Annotated in this window: 22 protein-coding genes; 12 read left to right on the forward strand and 10 right to left on the reverse strand. The window is 70.9% G+C overall.

Annotated elements, in window-relative coordinates:
- Positions 1-68: 68 nt before the first annotated feature.
- From ACWEKM_RS12135 to ACWEKM_RS12145, 3 genes are all read right to left on the reverse strand, one after another.
- The gene (locus tag ACWEKM_RS12135; RefSeq protein ID WP_451621074.1) at positions 69-695 is read right to left on the reverse strand and encodes a YigZ family protein; all 627 of its coding nucleotides are present in this window, start codon (positions 693-695) and stop codon (positions 69-71) included.
- 202 nt (positions 696-897) lie between these two features.
- Positions 898-1443 (reverse strand): SixA phosphatase family protein, encoded by a 546-nt coding sequence (locus ACWEKM_RS12140; protein WP_451621075.1) that lies wholly within the window; start codon positions 1441-1443, stop codon positions 898-900.
- Complete coding sequence (locus ACWEKM_RS12145) at positions 1440-2213, reverse strand: hypothetical protein (protein WP_451621076.1); 774 nt, start codon at positions 2211-2213, stop codon at positions 1440-1442. Before ACWEKM_RS12145 ends, ACWEKM_RS12140 begins: the two co-directional genes overlap by 4 nt.
- Before the next feature lie 233 nt (positions 2214-2446).
- Here ACWEKM_RS12145 and ACWEKM_RS12150 point away from each other — a divergent pair, with 233 nt between their 5' ends.
- Positions 2447-2845 carry a CoA-binding protein gene (locus tag ACWEKM_RS12150; RefSeq protein ID WP_451621077.1) on the forward strand — a complete coding sequence of 133 codons (399 nt, stop codon included), beginning with the start codon at positions 2447-2449 and terminating at the stop codon, positions 2843-2845.
- On the opposite strand, the gene ACWEKM_RS12155 is transcribed toward ACWEKM_RS12150, so the two are convergent.
- Complete coding sequence (locus ACWEKM_RS12155; protein WP_451621113.1) at positions 2811-3236, reverse strand: LysR family transcriptional regulator; 426 nt, start codon at positions 3234-3236, stop codon at positions 2811-2813. The genes ACWEKM_RS12150 and ACWEKM_RS12155 overlap by 35 nt on opposite strands.
- Before the next feature lie 198 nt (positions 3237-3434).
- On the opposite strand from ACWEKM_RS12155, the gene ACWEKM_RS12160 reads away from it, so the two are divergent.
- The 3 genes from ACWEKM_RS12160 (at position 3435) to ACWEKM_RS12170 (ending at position 7871) form a co-directional block, all read left to right on the forward strand.
- Complete coding sequence (locus tag ACWEKM_RS12160; RefSeq protein WP_451621078.1) at positions 3435-4142, forward strand: hypothetical protein; 708 nt, start codon at positions 3435-3437, stop codon at positions 4140-4142.
- Positions 4143-4951: 809 nt separating this feature from the next.
- Positions 4952-5980, forward strand: a complete 1029-nt coding sequence (locus ACWEKM_RS12165; protein ID WP_451621079.1) for a peptidoglycan-binding protein — start codon at positions 4952-4954, stop codon at positions 5978-5980.
- A 796-nt stretch (positions 5981-6776) separates the two neighbouring features.
- The gene (locus ACWEKM_RS12170; RefSeq protein WP_451621080.1) at positions 6777-7871 is read left to right on the forward strand and encodes a LacI family DNA-binding transcriptional regulator; all 1095 of its coding nucleotides are present in this window, start codon (positions 6777-6779) and stop codon (positions 7869-7871) included.
- 183 nt (positions 7872-8054) lie between these two features.
- Here ACWEKM_RS12170 and ACWEKM_RS12175 read toward each other — a convergent pair whose 3' ends face one another.
- Positions 8055-9065 carry an acetylxylan esterase gene (locus ACWEKM_RS12175; protein ID WP_451621081.1) on the reverse strand — a complete coding sequence of 337 codons (1011 nt, stop codon included), beginning with the start codon at positions 9063-9065 and terminating at the stop codon, positions 8055-8057.
- A 261-nt stretch (positions 9066-9326) separates the two neighbouring features.
- On the opposite strand from ACWEKM_RS12175, the gene ACWEKM_RS12180 reads away from it, so the two are divergent.
- The 5 genes from ACWEKM_RS12180 to ACWEKM_RS12200 all read left to right on the forward strand — a co-directional run bounded on the left by ACWEKM_RS12180 (position 9327) and on the right by ACWEKM_RS12200 (position 15200).
- Complete coding sequence (locus tag ACWEKM_RS12180) at positions 9327-10574, forward strand: sugar ABC transporter substrate-binding protein (RefSeq protein ID WP_451621082.1); 1248 nt, start codon at positions 9327-9329, stop codon at positions 10572-10574.
- Between the two features lie 56 nt (positions 10575-10630).
- Positions 10631-11608, forward strand: coding sequence for a carbohydrate ABC transporter permease (locus tag ACWEKM_RS12185; RefSeq protein ID WP_451621083.1), 978 nt, complete (start codon positions 10631-10633; stop codon positions 11606-11608).
- On the forward strand, positions 11605-12474 hold the full coding sequence (locus ACWEKM_RS12190) for a carbohydrate ABC transporter permease (protein ID WP_451621084.1): 870 nt from the start codon (positions 11605-11607) through the stop codon (positions 12472-12474). Before ACWEKM_RS12185 ends, ACWEKM_RS12190 begins: the two co-directional genes overlap by 4 nt.
- 48 nt (positions 12475-12522) lie before the next feature.
- Positions 12523-13725 carry a glycoside hydrolase family 1 protein gene (locus ACWEKM_RS12195; protein WP_451621085.1) on the forward strand — a complete coding sequence of 401 codons (1203 nt, stop codon included), beginning with the start codon at positions 12523-12525 and terminating at the stop codon, positions 13723-13725.
- A 65-nt stretch (positions 13726-13790) separates the two neighbouring features.
- Complete coding sequence (locus ACWEKM_RS12200) at positions 13791-15200, forward strand: glucoamylase family protein (protein WP_451621086.1); 1410 nt, start codon at positions 13791-13793, stop codon at positions 15198-15200.
- Between the two features lie 54 nt (positions 15201-15254).
- Here ACWEKM_RS12200 and ACWEKM_RS12205 read toward each other — a convergent pair whose 3' ends face one another.
- A complete protein-coding gene (locus ACWEKM_RS12205) occupies positions 15255-15620 on the reverse strand; it encodes an ArsR/SmtB family transcription factor (protein WP_451621087.1) in 366 nt (121 codons plus the stop codon).
- A gap of 61 nt (positions 15621-15681) precedes the next feature.
- On the opposite strand from ACWEKM_RS12205, the gene ACWEKM_RS12210 reads away from it, so the two are divergent.
- A complete protein-coding gene (locus ACWEKM_RS12210; RefSeq protein WP_451621088.1) occupies positions 15682-16869 on the forward strand; it encodes a cation diffusion facilitator family transporter in 1188 nt (395 codons plus the stop codon).
- A 2-nt stretch (positions 16870-16871) separates the two neighbouring features.
- Here the strand turns inward: ACWEKM_RS12210 and ACWEKM_RS12215 are convergent, their stop codons facing one another.
- The 3 genes from ACWEKM_RS12215 to ACWEKM_RS12225 all read right to left on the reverse strand — a co-directional run bounded on the left by ACWEKM_RS12215 (position 16872) and on the right by ACWEKM_RS12225 (position 19077).
- Entirely contained in the window at positions 16872-17429 is a 558-nt protein-coding gene (locus tag ACWEKM_RS12215; protein ID WP_451621089.1) for a YbaK/EbsC family protein, read from the reverse strand.
- Between the two features lie 31 nt (positions 17430-17460).
- The gene (locus ACWEKM_RS12220; protein WP_451621090.1) at positions 17461-18033 is read right to left on the reverse strand and encodes a helix-turn-helix domain-containing protein; all 573 of its coding nucleotides are present in this window, start codon (positions 18031-18033) and stop codon (positions 17461-17463) included.
- Positions 18034-18312: 279 nt separating this feature from the next.
- Positions 18313-19077, reverse strand: coding sequence for an acyltransferase (locus ACWEKM_RS12225; protein WP_451621091.1), 765 nt, complete (start codon positions 19075-19077; stop codon positions 18313-18315).
- A gap of 140 nt (positions 19078-19217) precedes the next feature.
- Between ACWEKM_RS12225 and ACWEKM_RS12230 the strand changes: the two genes are divergently transcribed.
- On the forward strand, positions 19218-19745 hold the full coding sequence (locus ACWEKM_RS12230) for a gamma carbonic anhydrase family protein (protein ID WP_451621092.1): 528 nt from the start codon (positions 19218-19220) through the stop codon (positions 19743-19745).
- 126 nt (positions 19746-19871) lie between these two features.
- Here the strand turns inward: ACWEKM_RS12230 and ACWEKM_RS12235 are convergent, their stop codons facing one another.
- Positions 19872-20516 carry a DedA family protein gene (locus tag ACWEKM_RS12235; protein WP_451621093.1) on the reverse strand — a complete coding sequence of 215 codons (645 nt, stop codon included), beginning with the start codon at positions 20514-20516 and terminating at the stop codon, positions 19872-19874.
- A 367-nt stretch (positions 20517-20883) separates the two neighbouring features.
- On the opposite strand from ACWEKM_RS12235, the gene ACWEKM_RS12240 reads away from it, so the two are divergent.
- Entirely contained in the window at positions 20884-21927 is a 1044-nt protein-coding gene (locus ACWEKM_RS12240) for a lysylphosphatidylglycerol synthase transmembrane domain-containing protein (protein ID WP_451621094.1), read from the forward strand.
- Positions 21928-22069 lie beyond the last annotated feature (142 nt).

The raw sequence follows: 22069 nt of genomic DNA on the forward strand, positions 1-22069 counted from the left end.
ACCAGCCGCGCCCCATGGGCCGGTTACGTGCGATCGACTCCGCAGGTCATGCGTCCCCGTTCCGCACGTCATGCGTCCCCGTACGCCTCCCCGCCCGCTTCGAAGCGGGCCGTCCCGGCGGTGGCGTCGGCCAGCCAGGCCCGGAAGGCGGCCACGTCCGCGTCCGGCAGGGCGATCTCGATGGTGACCTCCTCCCCATACCGGACGTCGCGCACCGCGCGGCCGGTCGCGCGCAGGTCGTTGTGCATCTTGCCCGCGCGCTGGTGGTCGACGGTCACCGTGGCCAGCCGGAAGCGGCGCCGGGTGAGGGTGCCCAGCTCGTCCAGGGCCTCGCCGACGGCTCCGCCGTACGCCCGGATGAGTCCGCCCGCGCCGAGCTTGACGCCGCCGTAGTAGCGGGTGACGACGGCGACGACGTACCGCATGTCGCGGCGCAGCAGCATCTGGAGCATCGGTACGCCCGCGGTGCCACCGGGTTCGCCGTCGTCGCTGGCCTTCTGGACGGCCGCGTCGGCGCCGATGACGTACGCCCAGCAGTTGTGGGTGGCGTCGGCGTGCTCCTTGCGGACCGCGGCGATGACCTCCTGGGCCTCCTGCTCGGTGGCGGCCGGGGCGAGCGCGCACAGGAACCGGGAGCGATTGACCTCGGTCTCGTGCACGCCCGCACGGGCGACGGTGCGGTACTCGTCCTGCATCCGGCCAGCCTAATCCGTGCCCGGCGGGCCCGACCGAGCGGTAGCGGCTCCAACGGGCTGGTCGAGCATGGGTCGCCGGGCCGCGGGTCGCCGGCCCTCGGGGCCTGGATCCACGTCGGTCGACGTTCCCCCCACCTGTCTTCTCCTCCGTCTGCCACTCCGTCGTCCCCTCCGTCTCCCTCTCCTCCGTCTTCCTCTCCGTCTACCCCGGTCGCTTTCCGCGCGGGACGGTGACCGAGGTGAGGAGCGCGGTGCCGGGGCCAAGGGCCTGCCAGCCGGTGCCGTGCCAGGACAGGACCGCGATGGCCGAGGTCGGGAACTTCGCCCGGACCACGTCCAGGCTGTCGTCGAGGCCGTCCCCGGCCAGGTCGAGGACCAGTTCCGCCAGACCGGGGTTGTGTCCGACCAGGAGCAGCGTCTCGACCTCGGGCGACACCTCGTGCACGACCCGCAGCAGGTCCGGTGCGTCGGCCGCGTACAGCCGCGGATCGAACCGGACCGGTGGCGGGGTGCCCCACTGGGCCGAGGCCAGTTCCCAGGTGCTCCGGGCGCGCAGCGCCGTGGAGCACAGGGCGAGGTCGGGCAGACAGTCGGCCTCGGCGAGGGCGCGGCCCGCGGCGGGGGCGTCGCGTCGGCCGCGCGGTGCGAGCGGGCGTTCGTGGTCGGCGACGCCGCCGGGCCAGGCGGACTTGGCGTGCCGCAGCACGACCAGGCGGCGCAACGGGCCCACACCCGCGCGGGCGATCACGCGGGGCTCCCGAGATCGCGGACGAGGTCGAGGCCGAGCAGCCGGTCGGCGTGCGCGTACGTCTCGAAGCGGGCGCCGTCCGGCAGGTCGGCGGCGGCCGCGACCCGGTCCAGGACGTTCAGTACCTCGGTCACATCCAGATTGTCCTCCCAGGCGGCGCGCAGCCGCCCGCGCACCTCGTCGGGGATCGGCCGGGACGGCTGCCGTGCCCACTGGGCGACGGCCCGCCGCCAGCGCGCCAGCGTCCGCCCGGCCCGGTCGAGCGCGTCGGCGTCGATGCGCACGGGCGTGTCCCGGCGGGTGGCGAGCAGGGCCAGGCGCAGCACGGCGGGGTCGGCGAGCGGGGCCGCGTAAGGGGCGCCCGCGTGGGCACCGGCCGCCGCGGGGGCCTCGCCCGCGAGATCCACGCGGATCGCGGGGGCGACGCCGACGACGACCCCGCCCTCGGGCAGCACGCCGTCGTCCCCGACCACGTGGACGATCTGCGCCTCGCCGAGGCCCGCGGCGAGGGAGCGTCCCTCCTCGAAGGGACGGATGCCCAGGGTCGTGGCCGCGGCACGCAGCTCGGCCCGGCGCCGCCCGCCGGTGAACAGCGGCCACACGGGCGTGCCGCCGAGTTCCAGGGCGCGGACCAGTACGTCGGCGACGAGCAGTACACGCAGGGCCGAGGTGTCGGAGCCCGATACGTGTGCCTCGACACGGGTCAGCCCCCGGCGGGCGGGAGCGGCGTCGACGGGCTGACCGGTTCGGGCGTCGATGATGCGCAGCACGGGGCGAGCGTAGGCGGACGGAAGCCCGAACGCAGGACTTGACGCCGAAACCGACACCGTGGCGGGAGACGCGGTGGGCGGCCGGAGATGGAGTAGGCAGCCGGAGTATGGGATGGGGTGGGCGGCGCGCAACCGCCCGTGCGCGGCTTTCCCGGGTCCGCGAGGGAATCACCGCCCGGCGGGCGGTGTTGCGGCGAGGACAGTTCCGCGCCACGCCCGAGGAGGCCGCGACCGTGTACGGCAGCGAAGCGACGATCCGCAGGATCCTGACCGAGGCCGGTGACACCTGGGCCGTCGTGGGCCTCTCCTCGAACCGGCGGCGCGCCGCCTACGCCGTGGCCGAGGTGCTGCGGCGGTTCGGCAAGCGCGTGGTCCCGGTGCACCCCAAGGCGGAGACGGTCCACGGCGAGCGGGGGTACGCCTCCCTCGCGGAGATCCCCTTCGAGGTCGACGTCGTGGATGTGTTCGTGAACAGCGATCTCGCCGGGCAGGTCGCCGACGAGGCGGTCGCCAAGGGTGCGCGGGCCGTCTGGTTCCAGCTGAGGGTGATCGACGAGGCCGCGTACGACCGGACCCGGGCCGCCGGTCTCGACATGGTCATGGACTGCTGCCCGGCGCAGGCATTGCCGTAGTTCCTCCATGTCTGCCTCGTGCAGCACGAGTTCGCGTGGTTCGGTGAGGGCGCGTACGGCACGGAACGCCCAGCCGACGAGCTAGGAGCCGACCAGTGCCGAGACGACCCTGGCGGATCCGTTGCCCGCCCGGCTCGGTCAGCCGCCGGGCCTTCACGGCGACGACGTCGAGCGCGGACGCGGCCCGTTCGACCAACGGCAGCACCTCGGCGCCGCCCGCCGTCTCGGTCACCCCGCGCGGCATGCGTTCGAAGAGCTTTCCACCGAGGCGCTCCTCCAGCTTGGCGATCTTGTTCGACAGGGCGGGCTGCGTGACGCCGTATGCCTGCGCTGTCGCGCTGAACGACTTCGTCTCGGTGACCGCCTGCGCGGATGGCGCCGCCGTCACCATGGTGGTGACCGAGCCGGGAGGCCCCCTCGTCCCGTCCCCCGGGGCCTCGATGCCGGGTCTTCGCCCGCAGTTGGCGGCGTGATGCGCCGTCAACTCCTGGTCGGCATGTCGAAGTTCAGGGAGAATGCTGGCTCGTTGAGGCGCTGAGCCGGGTTGCAGCTGGGAAGAGGACTATCGACGCGGAGGTGGCGGGGCCGGATGAGTGTGGGACGGCAGTCCTGGGTCGCTGGTGCGTTGATCGGGGTGGCCGCGACGATGGTCACGTTCGCAGTCGCCGTGGTGGCAGTGATCCTCCTCCCTGCGCTGTGGCCCCGGCCGCTGGTCGCGGATGTCGCCGCGCTCTGTCTTCTCGGTGCGGGGTGCGCGCTGATCGCTGTGTCCTTCATCCGCCTGGAGCCGTGGCAGTTGGGGTTGGCCGCCGTTGTGGAAGGTCTGCTGGCCGCGGCGCTGCTGGTCTTCCTTGACCAGGCGGTGCTCGACGTGTGGGGCAAGCCCGTCCGGGCGGTCGTCAGGGAGACCACTCAGCATGAGCGGAACGCTCCGACGGGACAGGTCACCGGCACCTGGCAGGAATGCTCACTGCGGTGGCTCGACGGCACCGAACGCCACCGTAGCCTCCGAGAGTCGGACTTTGTTCCGTTGGGTCGTACCTGCCCGGCCAGCACACACGTTGGCGAACGGATCACGGTGTACACGGTGCCAGGAGAGTTTGCCGCCCCACAGACGAATCCGCCAGTCGGGGGCGCCGGGCTGGTCGTCGCTCTTACAGTCGCCGCCACCACGACGGCAGCAGCGTTGACCGCCGTGGGCATGACGCGTCCAGGCGCACCGAAGGCGTGCCGGGCCCAGATGCACGGAAAGACGCCCACGTTGCAGAATGCGCGAAAAGCACGCATGCCTGAATAGACCCCGGAAAAGGGAGCGAGCCACCGCGTTTCAAGCGCCTCGGAGGGGTGGGGGGTAAGGCGTTCGTGGGGCGGTCAGCCGCAACCGCACTCCGCAGTAAAACCCTCTACGCAACCTTCACGAGCACATCTCGCCTCGGGCGGGTTAATTGACGACCACCACCCGGCAACACCCCGGTTCGTCCCACTCCGCGCGCGAGACGTAGGCCATCAACACCCCTTACGCCATGGACCCTTGCCACACAATCGGCCAACAAGGACTGGGCCCGAACCCATGGAAAGGGAGGCACCGTCGGCCCGACGCTGCCTTTAGGTTGAACATCGGACCCAACCGAGCAGAATTGCGCGCGACGGCACCCTGTCCCGGCTTCCTGAATTTCGTTCAGGAAGTCGTCATTTCCCATGGTTGACGCGCGCTTTCCGACCCGGCCAAGGTCCGCCGAATTGGCGCCCACCCCCCACATCCAAACGGTTTCCGCGTCGGCTCATCACGGCGGGAGCCAGGAGGCGATATCTCCATGTCCCCACTGCCTGAATTATCGAGTTCACCGACAGGGTGCAGCACGCCACGTACTCAACGATCGGCGGCAGCTTCGGCATTCGCGACCTGAGCGACCGCGCGTGGACAGCGCTCAACTCGGCCGTAGCCAGGCTCGTTTCGGTTCCCGCGGGCCAAGCGGCGAAGGCTGGGCATCGCGACGGATGCCTCGCGTTGCCGAACGCGATCACGGGCTGTCCCCCCACCCACGCACCCCCCACGCACCCCACGCACCCCCACACCCCCCCACTACACGCTTCAGGAGGCTTCAGATGTCGCTGCGCTCGAGGACGAGCCGCAGAACACGCATAGCCCTTGCCTCGGCAGTCGCCGGTGGCATAGCCCTGACCGGTGTCACGGCCGGCACGGCCTTCGCCACCAGCCCGGCGGCGGCCACCGTGGCACACGCCTCGGCATCCGTCCGTACGCAGGCGGAGACCGTCACCCGCGCCGAGGTGCTACGCCGTGCTGCCACCTGGCTGACCGCCAACAACGGGTCCCAGGTGCCCTACAGCCAGTCCAAGGTCTGGTCGGACGGCTACCGCCAGGACTGCTCCGGCTACGTCTCCATGACCCTCGGGTTGTGGAAGTCGGGGCCCAACACCGTGGAGTTGGCGACCAACCGCAGCCTCACCACGCCGATCACCCTCGGCGAACTGCAACCCGGCGATCTGCTCATCGACGCCGACGGCAGCAACACCACCCGCCACGTGGTGATCTTCGAGGGGTGGACGGACTCCTCGCACTCCGCATACAGCGCGTTCGAACAGCGCGGTGGGCACGGCACCGACCACCGTGTGCTCACCTACGGGCTGAACGCCGGCAGTGAGTTCAAGCCGTACCGCCCGGTGAACATCAGCGACTCCGGCACCCCGACCGACCCGCCGCAGAACCCTAGTCCGTCCTGGCCGACGGTGGGCTTCGGTGCCTCGGGCGCCGACGCCACCACGGTCCAGTATCTGCTCACCAGCCGTGGCTACTCGACCAGCAGCGACGGCATCTTCCTCTGGGACACCGAAGCCAAGGTGAAGGCGTTCCAGAGCGCGAACGGCCTGACGGCCGACGGCGTGGTCGGTCCCGCCACCTGGGCCAAGTTGGTGACCACCGTGCAGCGGGGCTCCTCCGGCGACGCCGTGCGCGCTCTCCAGAAGCAGCTCACCACCCAAGGGAACAGCCTCTCGATCGACGGCAGCTTCGGCCCCGCCACCGAGGCCGCGGTGAAGAGCTTCCAGCAGGCCAAGGGCCTGACGGCCGACGGTTCGGTGGGCCTGTCGACCTGGGCCGCGCTGCTCAGCGCGTAGGCCGGGCAAGCCCGCCCGAGCAGCCGCAACGAGGGCGGCTACTCGGGCGCGGGGCCGGTGTCGGTGAGCGCATGGAGGACATGGCGCTCGCCGACACCGGCCCACAGTCACGACCGGCCCCCTGGCCACGGCCCTCGATCCCGACGGCATCTTGTTGTTGACGCCTTCGGTCCGGCTTGTTGACGCCTTCGGTCCGGCCGTTGTGGTGAGGCCGGGGGACGGTGGCGTCGACGGCAGCACGATCGCGTTCGAGGCCGACGAGTGCAGGAAGGGCAGGTCGGCCGCAGGGAGGGCAGGTCGGGCGCGCGGGGTGTCGGTGATCCAGCCGGTCAGGGGCAGGTCATCGCCCGCGGCAGGGATGAGCAGACCTGCGAAGACGCGGATCCGGGCCGCGAGGTCCGTCATCCGGCAGGCGTCGGCGAGTTCGCCGAGCAGGGTTCCTTGCGCACATGGCAGGTTCCTTGCGCACGTAGTCGGTTCCTTGCGCACATAGTCGCGTCCCCATGCCGCCATCGCCTGATCGTTGTGGACATCGATCGGGATACCCATCCCGAGGGTCGACGGACGGCCCTGCTCCTACCTCCTACCGGGCACACCACGGCACCATTTCCGGTGCACGGACGTGTGCTGCCCGACGGCCGGAGCCGACCCTGCGCGCCTCAGTCGGCCGAAGGATTGTCGCCTCTGTGCACCCGTCTGGACCGACCTTGCCCCGCAGCGCGCCCCGACCTAGGCTGAATGCGCTTTCATCTACTCAGGCCCTGCCGGGCCGCAACGGACTCGGGGGTCCTAACCAGTGAGCACAGCCCCCACTGTGTACGACGTCGCGGAACGCTCCGGCGTCTCCATTGCCACCGTGTCCCGGGTGTATCGCACCCCCGACACAGTCCGCGCGCAGACCCGCGAGCGAGTTCTCGCGGCCGCCCGCGAGCTCGGCTATGTGCCCAGTGGAAATGCCCGTGGTCTCGCCAGCCGTTCCACCGGTGTGCTCGGCCTGTGCTTCCCCGACTACGCCGATCCGGACGCCGAGTCCGAGGCGGAGAACAGCGCAGGCGACGAGGCTGACGACGACGCCGCGATGCTCTACTCCGACCAGATCATCCGCGGCATGGAGCGGGCCGCGCGGCGACACGGGTACGCGTTGCTGATCGCCGCCTCGCTCAAGGGCGGCCCGGAGAGCCTGGTGGCAAAGGTGGCGGGCCGCGTCGACGGGTTCGCGGTACTGGCCCGCACCGTCCCGACGGAGGACCTGGAGGTCATCTCACGACGGCAGCCGGTGGTCATGCTGGCCGGGCCGCGTGAGTCCGACGACCTCGACCACCTGGACCATATCGAGGTCGCCAACGCCGACGGGCAGCGCGAACTCACCCGCCACCTCATCGAGGACCACGGGCTGCGCCGCCTCGCCTACGTCGGGTCCGCGGAGGAGTCGCCGGACGTGGAGGCCCGTTTCCGCGGCTATGTCGAGGCGTGCCGCGCCGCCGGAGTCTCCGTGTCCGAAGAGCCCGATCTGCGCGTCGGCATGATGACGCAGGCCGAGGGTGCCCGCGCCGCCGAAGCTCTCCTCGACCGGCCCGGTGAGCGGCCGAAGGCCCTGTTGTTCGCCAACGACCAGATGGCGGTGGGCGCTCTCCACACACTGGAACGCCGGGGTGTGCGGGTGCCGGAGGACATCGCGGTCACCGGCTTCGACGGCATCGCACTCAGCCGCCTGGTCCGCCCCGCGCTCACCACGGTGCGCCAACCGATGCGACAGCTGGGCGAGGAGGCGGTGGAACTCCTCGTGCGACGCCTGACCGGCCGTCAGGACAACAAGCCGGTGTCGATGATGCTGCCGGTGTCCGTCGCCCGTCGGGGCAGTTGCGGGTGCACAGGCAGGCAGGAGGCGTAGCCCCCGGGACACGGCACGGCGACGTTCCGGACGAGGAGTGGGCATCAGTGGCGATTTCGATGATGTCGCCGACGAAAGGATGATGTCGCCGACGAAAGTTCGGCCTGGGAGCGGCTACTGCTGCGCGATGACGCTCGCCCCAGGCCGGCCCCCTGAACACCTCGAACCGTCAACAGCGGCAGGTTACTTGAGGGTGCGGACAAAGAACTCGGTGGTGACTGCGTCCAGTTCGGCCTGCTCCGCCTGCGCCCCGTCGTACTCGAAGTGCCCGGCTGCCAACACATGCAGCGCGCCCGCCCCCGCCAGCGCGTTGTACACGGCGAACTGGCCGGGTGGCGGCACCGACGGATCGAACAGCGCGGCAGCCACCAGCACCGGCCTGTGCAGTCGGCTCGCCGCCGTCGCCGCGTCGTAGTACCCCAGGACGTCGACGACCTCGGGATGGTCCGCGTGGTACCGCCGTACCGCCGCTCCGCTGCCGACGCAGTCCAGGGTCAGGCGCAGCGGATGGTTCCCGAACGTCGGCACCGTCAGCTGCCCGGCCGCGAACCGGTCGTCCCAAGGCAGTCCCAGGGCGCCGAGCCCGCCCCCGAAGCTCACTCCGCGGTACCCGAGCCGCGGCTCCGGCTCGCCCAGTCCCGGGACGAGTTCCAGCAGCGCCGACGCCGCGCACCACAGGTCAGCGACGCACTCCGCGATGACGTACGTCTCGCGCGAGGCGATCCCGTGCAGCACGTGCCCGGCGGAGTCGGACGGCACGGGGGCCATCAGGCTGCGGTCCGCCATGCCCCGCACGCACGGCAGGATCGCCGCTGACCTCGGCAGCGGAAGCGGCACATCGGGGCCCGCCTGGCCACGGCCGCCGTAGCCGTGCCCGATGACGAAGCCGTGCTCCGCCTCCCCCTCGGCGGGGAGCACGAGCCAGCCGCCGAGCCGGACACCGCCCACCGACGCGTACGACACCTCGTGGATCCGCGTCCCGTCCCGCTCCTCGACGACCGGCCCGACCTCGGGCCGTGGCACCACCGCACGTGCCTCCTCGTAGCGGGCCTGCCAGAACGCGTCGAAATCGGCGGGACCTTCGGGCGCGGGGATGCACAGCAGGTCATCGAGGGTTCGGCCGTACGCAGGGTCGAAGGGGAAGCCGTGCACGAAAGCTCGGGCGGCGCGAGCGCGGTCTGGGCTCACTGTCATGGCGCGACCTTAAGGCCGGAAGACACCCCGAGAACAGCGCGTTCCCTCCCGGTGGCGGCCGCAGGACGTGGCGAACTGTCTGCTTCAGGGGCGACTTGCACCCACGCCGTACACGCGGCACCTCCATGGCCCCTTGATGTCACTCCCGTTACGAGAGTGTGACCAAGCCCCCTCTTGCCACCTCAACCCGGCTACCACAGAGTGATGTATGCGCTTACAGGCAACGCGTACATTCCCGGCCCGCTCAAGGAGGAGCCGTCCATGAACCGCCGAGCCACCACCGCCGCGATCGCCATCACCCTGGCGTCCGCGCTGACTCTGACCGCCTGCGGCGGCTCCGGCGGCGACCAGGTCGCGGCCGATGCGAAGCAGACGCTGACCGTCTGGGCCATGGGGACCGAGGGCGAGAAGCTCGCCGACGTCGCCGAGTTCTACGAGAAGGCCCACCCGAATATCACCGTGAAGGTGACCCCGATCGGCTGGGACGTCGCCCACCAGAAGCTGGTCGCCGCCGCTGCCGCGAGCAAGCTGCCCGACGTGATGCAGATGGGCGGCAGCTATATGACCGAGTTCGCCGACATGGGCGCGCTCGAACCGGTCGACACCAAGACCTTCCAGGAGAAGGACTACTTCCCGGCGGGCTGGAAGCAGGGCGAGTACGACGGCAAGACGTACGGCGTGCCCTGGTACGTCGACACCCGCGTGCTCTTCTACCGCACCGACCTGGCGAAGAAGGCGGGCATCGGCAAGGCCCCGGCCACCATGAGCGAGCTGTCGCAGGCCGCCGAGAAGTACCAGGACAAGGCCGGTACCAAGTGGGGCCTGTCGATCCAGCCGGGCGGCCTCGACACCGTGCAGAGCTTCTACCAGTTCCTGTACTCCGCGGGCGGCGAGATCGTCTCCGCGGACGGCAAGGCCGTCGCCAACAGCCCGGCCGCGGTCAAGGCCCTGGAGGACTACGCCGGTTACTTCAAGAAGGGGCTGAGCGAGAAGTCCGTGCGTCCCGGCTATGACGTGACCAAGGACTTCAACAACGGCACTGTGCCGATGTTCTTCGGCGGCCCCTGGATCATGGGCCTGATCAACGAGAACTACCCGGATCTGAAGGGCAAGTGGGCCGTCGCGAACGTGCCCACCGACGAGTCCTCGACCTCCATGGCCGGCGGCTCGGCCCTGACGATCTCCGCGGACAGCGAGCACAAGGCCGCCGCCGAGCAGTTCGTCCAGTACCTCACGGACGCCAAGGGCCAGGCCGACTGGTACAAGCGCACCAAGGACCTGCCGGCGAACGTGCATGCCTGGACGTCGGGCGAACTCGCCACCGACCCGAACATGCAGGTCTGGAAGACCCAGATGGAGTCGGCGAAGGTCTCCCCGGCCCAGCCCAAGTGGACCGAGATCACCTCGAAGATCGACAGCGCGATCGAGAGGGTCGTCCAGGGCAATGCCTCCGCGAAGAGCGTGCTCGACGCGGCCAACGGCGAGATCGACGACCTCGTGCAGAAGTAGCTCCCCACCCCCGGCGGGCGCGTGACGCCGCACGCCGGAAGTCCGAAGGACGGACCATGTCCACCACGACACCCACCCCCGCACGTCCCGGAGCCGTGAAGGTTCCGGGCAGTGAGCCCGAAGGCGGCGGCACGAGGCGGCGCGGAAAGCTCTCGACGGGGAAGCAGAATCTGGCCGGCTGGCTGTTCTCCACCCCCTTCCTGGTGCTGTTCGCGGTCTTCATGCTCTTCCCGATCGGGGCGACACTCGTGATGAGCTTCACCGACTTCGGGCAGCGCAACGTCAGACGCCCGATGGAAGCGGAGTTCGTCGGCTTCGACAACTACGTCAAACTGTTCAGCGACGACCAGTTCCTCAGAGCGCTCGTCAACACCGCGTACTTCGTCGTCGTCGGGGTGCCGGTGACCATCGGGCTCGGGCTGCTGGTCGCGATCCTGCTCAACAACGGCATCGACCGCGCCCGCACCTTCTTCCGCGTCGGCTTCTACGCGCCGGTGGTCACCACCATCGTCGCGGTGGCGATCGTGTGGCGGTTCGTGCTCGACCCCTCGGACGGTCTGATCGCCGGGCTGGGTGACGAACTCGGCTTCACGGCACCGGATTTCCTCGGCTCGAAGACATGGGCCATGCCGTCCCTGATCGTGATGGCGGTGTGGCGCAACCTCGGCACCGTGATGGTCCTGATGATCGCCGGTCTGCAGGCCATCCCGACCGAGGTCCGCGAGGCGGCCCGCCTGGACGGGACGAGCGCCTGGCAGGAGCTGCGCCGGATCACGGTGCCGCTGCTGCGTCCGACGCTGCTGTACGCCACGGTCATCACCACGATCGGCTACCTCAACGTCTTCGAGGAACCGTTCGTGATGACGCAGGGCGGTCCCTCCGACGCCACGCTGACCGTGTCGCTCGACATGTACAAGCAGGGCTTCAGCTTCTTCAACATGGGCTACGCGAGCGCCATGGCGTACGTCCTCTTCGTGGTGATCATGGGCATCACGGTGCTGCAGCTGCGACTGATGAAGGACAACACGACATGAGCGCTGCGCCCACCACCGCCCCGTGTGCCCCCCGCCGCCGGGGCCGCGTCAGCAAGCCCGTTCTCTACGTGGTCGCCTCGCTCGGCCTGCTGGTGATGGCCTCGCCCTTCCTGTGGATGGCGCTGAGCGCCTTCAAGACCAAGAAGGACCTCACCGCCGGCCCGCCGGTCTGGATCCCGTCCGAGTGGACGCTGCAGAACTTCCGGGATCTGCTCGACCAGCTGGACATACCACGCTACTTCATGAACTCGGTGATCGTCGCCGTGCTCGTGACCGTGTGCAACCTGCTGTTCTGCTCGATGCTCGGCTACGCGCTGGCCAAGCTGAACTTCACCGGCCGCTCGAAGGTCTTCGGGATCGTGCTCGCCGCGCTGATGGTGCCGGCCAACCTGATGGTCCTTCCGCTGTTCGTCCTCATCAACCAGCTGAATCTGCTGGACACATACGCCGGTCTCGTGCTGCCCTTCGCGGCGGGCGCCTTCGGTGTCTTCCTGATGCGGCAGTTCATGCAGGCCATCCCGGACGAGCTGCTCGAAGCGGCCCGGATGGACGGCGCCGGCGAGTGGTACATCTTCTGGCGGATCGTGCTTCCGCTGGTCAAGCCGGCCCTCGCGACGCTGACGATCTTCACGTTCCTCGGGTCGTGGAACAACTTCATCTGGCCGCTCATCGCGACCAACGACCCGAACAAGTACACCCTCCCGGTGGCCCTCGCGACCTTCGCGAACGATCCCAACCGCACGATCGGCGGCGGGAACGGAATGCTGATGGCGGGCTCGCTCCTCGTCGTCGTGCCCGTGCTCATCGTCTTCGCCGTCCTGCAGCGGCATTTCACCCAGGGCATCGCCACCGCCGGCATGAAGTAGCACACCCCGGCCGCCCTCCCCCACGTACCCAGAAGGACAGGCACCACCATGACGTTCACCCCTGCCCGCACGCCCTTCCCCGACGGCTTCCTGTGGGGCGCCTCCACCGCCGCCCACCAGATCGAGGGCAACAACATCAACAGCGACTGGTGGCGCAAGGAGCACGACCCGGCGGCCGGCATCCAGGAGCCGAGCCTGGACGCCTGCGACAGCTACCACCGCTGGGCGCAGGACATGGACCTGCTGGCCGAACTCGGCTTCACCGACTACCGGTTCAGCGTCGAGTGGGCCCGGATCGAACCCGCCCGCGGCTGCTTCTCGCGCGCCGAGATCGCCCACTACCGGCGGATGGTGGACGGTGCCATGGCCCGCGGGCTCCGCCCGATGGTGACGCTGCACCACTTCACGGTCCCGCAGTGGTTCGAGGACCTCGGCGGGTTCACCGCCGACGGTGCCGTGGAGCTGTTCGCCCGGTACGTCGAGGAGTGCGCGCCCATCATCGCCGAGGGCGTCAACCATGTGTGCACCATCAACGAGCCGAACATGATCGCCGTGATGGCCGGTCTCGCCAAGCGCGGTGAGCGAGGCTTCCCGCCCGCCGGTCTGCCCTTCCCCGACGAGGGGACGACACGCGCGCTCATCGCCGCTCACCGCGCCGCCGTGAAGGCGGTGCGCTCCATCAACTCCGAGATCCTGGCGGGCTGGACGATCGCCAACCAGGTCTACCAGGCGCTGCCCGGCGCCGAGGACGTCACCGCCGCCTACCGCCACCCCCGCGAGGACGTCTTCATCGAGGCGGCCCGCGGCGACGACTGGATCGGCGTGCAGTCCTACACCCGCACGAAGATCGGCACCGAAGGCCCCGTCCCGGCACCGGCCGACGCCGAGCGCACCCTGACGACGTGGGAGTACTACCCCGAGGCCGCCGGTCACGCGATCCGCCACACCGCCGAACTCATCGGTCCCGGCACGCCGTTGATCGTCACCGAGAACGGCATCGCCACCGGCGACGAGCAGCGCCGTATCGACTACTACGCGGGCGCCCTCGACGCCGTCGCCGCCTGCATCGAGGACGGCATCGACGTCCGCGGCTACCTCGCCTGGAGCGCGCTCGACAACTACGAGTGGGGCACCTACAAGGCCACCTTCGGGCTCATCGGCTTCGACCCCGAAACCTTCGAGCGCCACCCCAAGCCGGCCGCCCGCTGGCTCGGCGGCCTGGGCCGCGAGCAGTCGCTGCCGCGCCGGTGAGCCCTCGGCAAGAAGAGACCCACGAACTTCCCTTCCACACCTGCCCTTTCGGAAGAAGGACCGTCATGGACCGCCGTACCTTCCTCACGGCTGCCGGCGTCGGCGGCGCCGCCCTCGCACTCGGCTCCACCCCGGCCGCGACCGCTGCTCCGGCCGTCTCCGAAACATCGCTGCTGCGCACCTGGTTCCGCTCGACGTACCGCTCGATCGAGGCGATGACCACCGACCTCGGCCTCGTCACCGACAAGGTCGACGTGAGCGGGTCCGGCGCCCCGGTGCCGTCCGTGCAGACCTCACCGACGAACATCGGCTGCGGGCTCTGGTCGACTGCCGCCGCCGGCGGGCTCGGTGTGATCGCCCGGGAGACGATGGAACACCGGCTCGCCAAGACCGTGGCCGCGGTGGAGAAGCTGGAGCGGGCACACGGATTCTGGTTCAACTGGTATGACGCACACAATGGTTCGGTCCTGACGACCTGGCCCGAGAACGGCAACACCGTCCGCCCGTTCCTCTCCTGTGTCGACAACGCCTGGCTCGTCACCGGCCTGCGCATCGCCGCCGACGCCTCCCCCGCCCTGCGCCCGCGCATCGCGAAGCTGCTCGCCGACGCCGACTGGTCGTACTACTACACGCCCTACGACCCGGCCGACCCGGTCGCGGGCCCCGGCCAGCTGCGCGGCGGCTTCTGGCCCGACAAGCCGGGCAAGGGCGAGCCGACCGGGCACCACTACGGCGCCCTCAACACCGAGCCGCGGATGGCCAGTTACCTCGGCATCGCCGACGGCAGCCTGCCCGGCGAGCACTACTGGCATCTGTTCCGCACGCTGCTGCCCGGCATGGGCCAGGAGCAGGAGCCCGAGGGCTCGTACGCCACCATGGACGGTGTCCGTGTCTGGCAGGGGCACTACACCTACCGTGGCCGCAAGCTGGTGCCCACCTGGGGCGGGTCGATGTTCGAGGCGCTGATGGTGCCGCTGTTCGTGCCGGAGCCCGAATGGTCGTCGCGCTCGTGGGGCGTCACGCACACCCGCTACGTCCGCAGCCAGATCGAGCACGGCGTGCAGGAGGCGAAGTACGGATACTGGGGCTTCTCCCCTGCCAACATCCCCGAGGGCGGCTATCGCGAGTACGGTGTCGACGCCATCGGCATGCAGGAAGACGGCTACCACTCCCTCGGCGTCGTCACCCCGCACGCCTCCTTCCTCGCCCTGCCGTACGCCCGCACGGAGGCCATCGCGAACCTCAAGGCGCTCGATACGGACTTCGGCGCATACGACAACACGTACGGCTTCCGAGACTCCGTGAACGTGACGACCGGACGGGTCAGCGACTTCGTCCTGGCCCTCGACCAGGGCATGATCGCCGCCGCGCTCGCGCAGCAGCTGCGCCCCGGACTGCTGCAACGCCCCTTCCGTACCGGCGGCTTCGCCTCACGGGTGCGCCCCCTCCTGACGAAGGAGCGCTTCTCCATCTGAGCCGAAGGGATCGACCGTGTCCGACGCACGCGGTGGCGACCGCGCCGACCCGGCTCATCTCTCGGTTCCGGGGCGGGTTTCGGTGAGCCGGTGGTCCGCCACGTCCAACGCCTCGGCCACCAGTCGGCGCAGATGGTCGTGGCGCAGCGAGTAGACCACCCGGCGGCCTTCCTTGCGCGTGTTCACCAGCCCGGCGAGCCGGAGCCGGGCCAGATGCTGGCTGACGGCGGGCCGGGCCGCGCCGCACGCCTCGGTGAGCGTGGTGACGTCGGCCTCCCCGGCCGTGAGGGCGTGCAGCAGGGTGAGGCGGGTGCGGTCACCGAGCAGGGCGAGCAGCTCGGCCGCGACCGCGAACTGCTCCTCGCCGGGGGTGCGCGGGTGCGCATGATGCGCAGGTGATAGGTGCATGCGTGCGCTCATACGCACATAATGGCGGTGTGGGCGTCGTGCGTCCACTCCCGCGCACCGGAAGGGGATCCACGTGAGCGACCGACACGATCACGACCACGGGCATGACCACGGCCACGGGCACGGCCACGAGCAGGTGCGCGGGTACGGCCACGAGCAGGGACACGGCCACGGGAACGGGTACGGTCCCGCACACGAACACGAACACGATCACGACCCCGGCCATGGCCATGGGCACGGGCACGCGCGCGGGAACGGACCCTCCCGGCGGGGTTCCGGACTGCGGCACCGTCTCGGCCATCTCCTCACCCCGCACTCCCACGACAGTGGCGACAAGCTCGACGCGGCGCTGGAGGGCTCGGCCCGTGGCATGCGCGCGCTGTGGGTCTCCCTGGTGGTGCTCGGCGCGACCGCGGTCGCGCAGGCCGTGGTGGTGGTCGCGTCCGGATCGGTGGCACTGCTCGGCGACACGGCGCACAACGCGGCGGACGCGCTGACGGCCGTTCCGCTCGGTATCGCGTTCCTGCTCGGCCGCCGTGCGGCGAACCGGCGCTTCACCTACGGCTATGGCCGCGCCGAGGACCTCGCGGGCATCGCCATCGTGCTGACCATCGCCGCCTCCGCGGTGTTCGCGGCGTGGACGGCGGTGGACCGGCTCCTCGACCCGCGCCCGGTCCAGTACGTGCCTGCGGTGGCCGTGGCCGCGCTGGTCGGGTTCGCGGGCAACGAGTGGGTGGCCCGCTACCGGATCCGGGTGGGGCGGGCGATCGGCTCCGCCGCGCTGGTCGCCGACGGGTTGCACGCCCGTACCGACGGCTTCACCTCACTGGCCGTGCTGGTGGGCGCCGCCGGGTCCGCGCTGGGCTGGCAACTGGCCGACCCGCTGGTGGGGCTGGCGATCACGGCGGCGATCGCGCTGGTCCTGCGGGACGCCGCGCGCGAGGTGTTCCGGCGGGTGCTGGACGCCGTCGATCCGGCGCTGGTGGACCGGGCCGAGCGGGCGTTGCACGCGGTGCCGGGCGTGCGCGGGGTGGGCGAGCTGCGGCTGCGCTGGATCGGGCACCGGCTGCGGGCCGAGGTGGCGATCGTGGTGGACGGCGATGCGACGGTACGGCGGGCGCACGCGATCGCGGTCGACGCCGAACACGCCCTGCTGCACGCCGTACCGAGACTGACCGCGGCCCTGGTGCACGCCGATCCGGCGCCCGCACCCGGCGAGGCGGACCCGCATCGAGTGCTGGCGCACCATGTGACCACCTGAGTTCAGGCGACGCCCAGCCCGTCCAGGACCACCGCGCCCGGCAGTTCCGCGAACGCCTTGCCGGGCACCAGCAGTTTGCCGCGCCGACGACCGCTGCCGACCAGGACGTAGGGCAGGTCGACGACGGCGGAGTCCACCAGCAGGGGCCAGTCGGCGGGCAGTCCGACCGGGGTGATACCGCCGTACTCCATGCCGGTCTCCCCGGTGGCCGTGTCCATCGAGGCGAAGGATGCCTTGCGGGCGCCCAGTTGGCGACGGACCACTCCGTTGACGTCGACCCGGGTGGTGGAGAGCACGACGCACGCCGCGAGAGTCGTCTCGCCGCCCCGCTTGCCCGCGACCACCACGCAGTTCGCGGACTGCTCCAGCAGCTCACGGCCGTAGTGCTCGACGAAGACGGCGGTGTCCGCCCACTCGGGCTCGGTGTCGACGTAGACGATCTGGTCGGCGGGGACGCTGCCGCGCCACTGGCGCACGGCGTCGGCGACCGGGGCGGTCAGCTCGGCGAGGCGGTCGGGAGCGGGGGCGGCGGTGTCGAAGGTTCCGATGGGTGCGCGCATCTCCGCACGCTAACAGGCCGTCGGCGGGGCCTCAGCGTACGGGCGGGACGGAGACGGCCATCACCATCTGCATCGGAACGTCGCCGGTGTTGCCGTAGGTGTGCGCCATGCCCGCGTCGAAAGAGGCGCTCGCGCCGGCCGGGACGCGGTGCTCGACGCCGTCGACGGTGAGCGTCAGTTCCCCGGCCGTGACGTGGACGAGTTCCACCGTGCCGGCGGGATGCGGGTCGGAGGGGCTGCTCTCCCCCGGCATCAGCCGCCAGTCCCACATCTCCAGCGGGCCGGGGGCCTCGGCGCCCGCGAGCAGCCGGTTGTAGCTGCCGGCGTCGGTGTGCCAGAGCCGTACGGCCTGCCCCTCGGGGACGATCCGGACCGTGGGGCCCTGCACATAGTCGAGCAGGGTGGTGATGCTGACGCCGAGGGCGTCGCCGACCTTGACGACCGTGCCGAGGCTGGGGTTGGTGCGGGCCTGCTCGATCTGGATGAGCATGCCGCGGCTGACTCCCGCCCGGGCGGCCAGCGCATCCAGGGTGAAGCCGCGCTCGGTGCGCCAGCGCTTGACGTTGCGCGCGAGGGACTGGGTCAGCAGATCGAGGTCCGACACGATGCGTCCACTACTACGGTCCAATTACTACGGTCCAATACGGTCCAATATTCCAAATGTCAGAGTCTACTTGACTGAACTCCGGTGAGCTGCACCCGAGCGTTCACCGAACTGTACTGCGAGCCTGCCCGCGGGGTCGCCGGGGCCGTATCAGATCCACGGCAGGCACCCGCCCACCTGACGTGAACACGGTGATCTGCGCCCATGTCCACGCCGACCAACTGAAGCGCCCCGTATCAACCGGACCGGCCCCGCTCCTCGGACCTCGCCGCCGACGGGTCAGCCGTCGGCCTCCAGTTCGGCGAGCCGGGTCACGGCTTCCTCGTCGAGGTCGGCCAGCGCCAGCAGTTGCTCCGGGGTGATGCCGTCCGGGATCGGCACCGGGGCGGGTGTGCGCAGCGGGGGCCGCCAGCCGCCGTCCGGAGTCCAGCGCCGCACCACCCGCGCGGGCGCGCCCGCGACCACCGCATGGTCGGGCACCGTGCCGCGGACCACCGCGCCGGCCGCCACGACCACATTCCGGCCGATCCGCGCGCCCGGCAGGATCACGGCTCCGGTGCCGATCCAGCATCCGGGTCCGATCTCCACCGGCTCCATCCGCGGCCACTGCCGGCCGATGGGCTGGTGCGGATCGTCGTACGAGTGGTTGGTGGACGTGACATAGACGTACGGCCCGCAATAGCAGTCGCTGCCGATGGTGACCCTCGTATCGGCGATGACATGGCTGCCGCGGCCGAGGACGACCCCGTCGCCGATGCGCAGGATCGGTTCCGGGCCGAGGTCGAGGTCGGGCATCAGGCCCGCGGTCAGGGTGACCTGCTCGCCGATGATGCAGTGGGCGCCGAGGTGGATCCAGGGCTCACCGAAGACCGTGCCGAGCGGGAAGGCGAGCCTGGTACCCGTTCCCATCGCGCCGAAGCGCAGTCGGCCCGGGTGCTCTGCGGTGACGGACCCCGCGCGCTGCGCCCAGGCCCAGCCCGCGTGGACGACCCGCTGGGCGAGACGGCGCCGCCGGGACGAGAACGTGTTCTTGGGCTTCGGCACCCGCTCACGGTACTCAGCGAGCACCGCGGCCATGAGTCCGTACCGCTGTGATCTTCGCCCCACCGGATGGCGTACGGTGCCGGTGTACGGGCCTCGGCAGGCCGGTGTACTTCCCCCGGCGGACGGAACGGTGGACGCAGATGACGCACAAGGCGCTGATCGTGGGCATCGGCGGCAGGGAGCCCCGGATCGACGAGAGGGCGTTCGTGGCCCCCACCGCCTCCGTGATCGGCGATGTGACGCTGCACGCGGGTGCGAGCGTCTGGTACGGCGCGGTGCTGCGCGGCGACGTCGAGCGGATCACCGTCGGGGCGAGCGCGAATGTCCAGGACAACGTCACGCTCCACGCGGACCCCGGCTTCCCGGTCGGCATCGGGGAGCGGGTCTCCATCGGGCACAACGCCGTGGTCCACGGGGCGACCGTGGCGGACGACTGCCTGATCGGCATGGGGGCGACCGTGCTGAACGGGGCGGTGATCGGGGCCGGTTCGCTGGTCGCGGCGCAGGCGCTGGTGCCGCAGGGGATGACGGTCCCGCCGGGGTCGCTGGTCGCCGGTGTGCCCGCGAAGGTGAGGCGGGCGCTCACCGACGAGGAGCGGCAGGGCCTGACGCTGAACGGCACCCGGTACGCGGAGCTGGCCAAGACGCACCGCGAGGTGCACGAGTAGTCCGGCGCGGACGGGCGGCGGCTCTCGCCCCGCTCTCCCGTGGTCCCCGCTGCCGCTCTCGCCCCGTTCCCCGCAGGGCCCGGGGCACTCGCCGACGGGCCCGGGGAACTCGCCGACCGGGCCGGGTCACTCGCCGACGGGTACCGGCTCCGACTCGGCCTTGGACTCCTGCGCCTTCCTCGCCTTGCGCTTGAGCACCAGCATCGAGGTCAGGCCGATCAGGACCGCTGCCACCAGGCCGAGCCACGAGAACCTCTTCAGCCAGTCCTCGGCGACCACACCGACGTAGTAGATGACCGCGGTGGTGCCGCCCGCCCAGCAGATGCCGCCGAGGACGTTGGCGATCAGGAACTTCCAGTACGGCATGTGCAGGACGCCCGCGAGCGGGCCGGCGAAGATGCGCAGCAGGGCGACGAAACGGCCGAAGAACACCGCCCACATGCCCCACTTCTCGAAGGACCGCTCGGCGGTGGCGATATGCCCCTCGCCGAAGTGCTTGGGGAACTTCTTGCCGAGCCAGGCGAGCAGCGGACGCCCGCCCTTGCGGCCGATGGCGTAGCCGATGGAGTCACCGACGACGGCGCCGACGGTCGCACAGGCGCCGAGGATCACCGGGTTGATGCCCGAGTGCTGCGAAGAGAGCAGCGCCGCCGACACCAGAACGATCTCGCCCGGCAGCGGGATACCCAGGCTCTCCAGGCCGATGATCAGAGCCACCACGGCGTAGACGGCCACCGCGGGCACGGTGTCGAGCCATTCCTGGACGTGCAACGCCGGTTCCTTCCCTGTCGGTTCGCTGTTCTCGCGGGGCGGCAGCGACGGCGCCGCCCCTGTGCAGGCTACCCGTTCACCGGCACAGTGGACGCATGGACCGGTCCGCGGCACCGTCCCGCCGACGGTCCTTCGGTTCTCGGACATCCGCCTGTCATACGGAGCGGGAAGGCTCCCCGCGGTTTCCCCGCCCCGCACCCCTCAAGGTCCCCGCCGCGCGGCCCGATGCGGAAGGACGACGTACCCCGTGTCCTCAGTCCCCGCGCTTCCGTCCGAAGCCTCCCCACTCCGGCCGGAAGCCGCCTCGTTCACGTCCGAAACACCCACGCTCACGTCCGAAGCGCCGTCGCTGACCGCCGAGGCGTCCATGTCACGTCCCGAGCCGCCCGCGTCCGCGGTCGTGCCCAACGCGGTCGTGTCCACCGCGGCCGAGCCGCCCCCGCTCGGGCCCGTTCCGCCCGTGCGCCCGGTGCCGTTCATGGCGGCCCGCCCGGTCCGGCTCGTGCTGTGCCTGAGCCCGCTGCTGCTGGTCGGGATCTGGGGACTGGCCAACCGGCCCCTCCTGTACGAGGGTGCCGCCCGGCTGGCCGCGGCCGACCCGGTGTGGCTGTTGGCCGGGATCGGTTTCACCGGCCTGGGCTGGATCGCGGCCTCCTGCGTCCGGCAGGGTGCCCTCCCCGACCGGTTGCCGCCGGGACTGCTGCTGGCCTCGCAGTTCGCCGCCGGTGCCGCGAACCACGCGCTGCCCGCGGGCCTCGGCGCGCACGCCGTCACCCTGCGCTTCCTGCGGGGCCGCGGCATCCCGCTCGACCGCGCCACGGCCTCGCTCGCCCTGTACTCACTGGTGAAGCCCGTCGCCAAGACGCTGGTGCTGCTGACGTTCCTGGTGGCCTCGCCCGCCGGGCGGCGGCTCGGCGATCTGGTCCCGGACGGGCGCACCCTGGTCGCGGTGATCGCCGTCGCCGGCGCCTGCGCCGCCGTCGCGGTCCTGCTGGTCACGGTCGTACGACCGCTGCGCCGCCCGGTGAGCGGGCTGCTGCGCACCGCGCTCGCCGACGCACGGGTGCTGCACACCCGGCCCTGCCGGGTGCTCGCGCTGTGGGGCGGGGCGGCGGCGATGCCGTTGCTGCAGGCGTGTGTGCTCGCCTCGGTGGGGGCCTCGCTCGGGCTGCCGGTGCCATGGACCCAGGTGGTCGTGGCCTACCTGGCCGCGGGCACCGCCGTGGGCGCGGTGCCCGCGCCGGGCGGCGTCGTGGTGGACGCCGCGGTGGTGTTCACACTGGTGGCGTTCGATGCCCCGCTGGCCCTGGCCACGGCGACCGTCATCGGGTTCCGGGTGCTCATGGACTGGCTTCCGCTGCTGCCGGGCGCCCTGGTCCTGTCGATGCTGATCCGCGCCAAGGTACTGTGAGCGCGGCACAGCCGCGGTGGGCCATGGTGCGGTAGCCGCCGGGGGCCACGGGAGGGCCTACACCGACCGGTCCGGCGCCGAGGCGGCGAAAACGACCGCCGACGGCGCGTGCCCGGCTCCTGAGGGCGCGCTCGCGCGCATC

This window comes from Streptomyces sp. NPDC004752 (assembly GCF_053601275.1).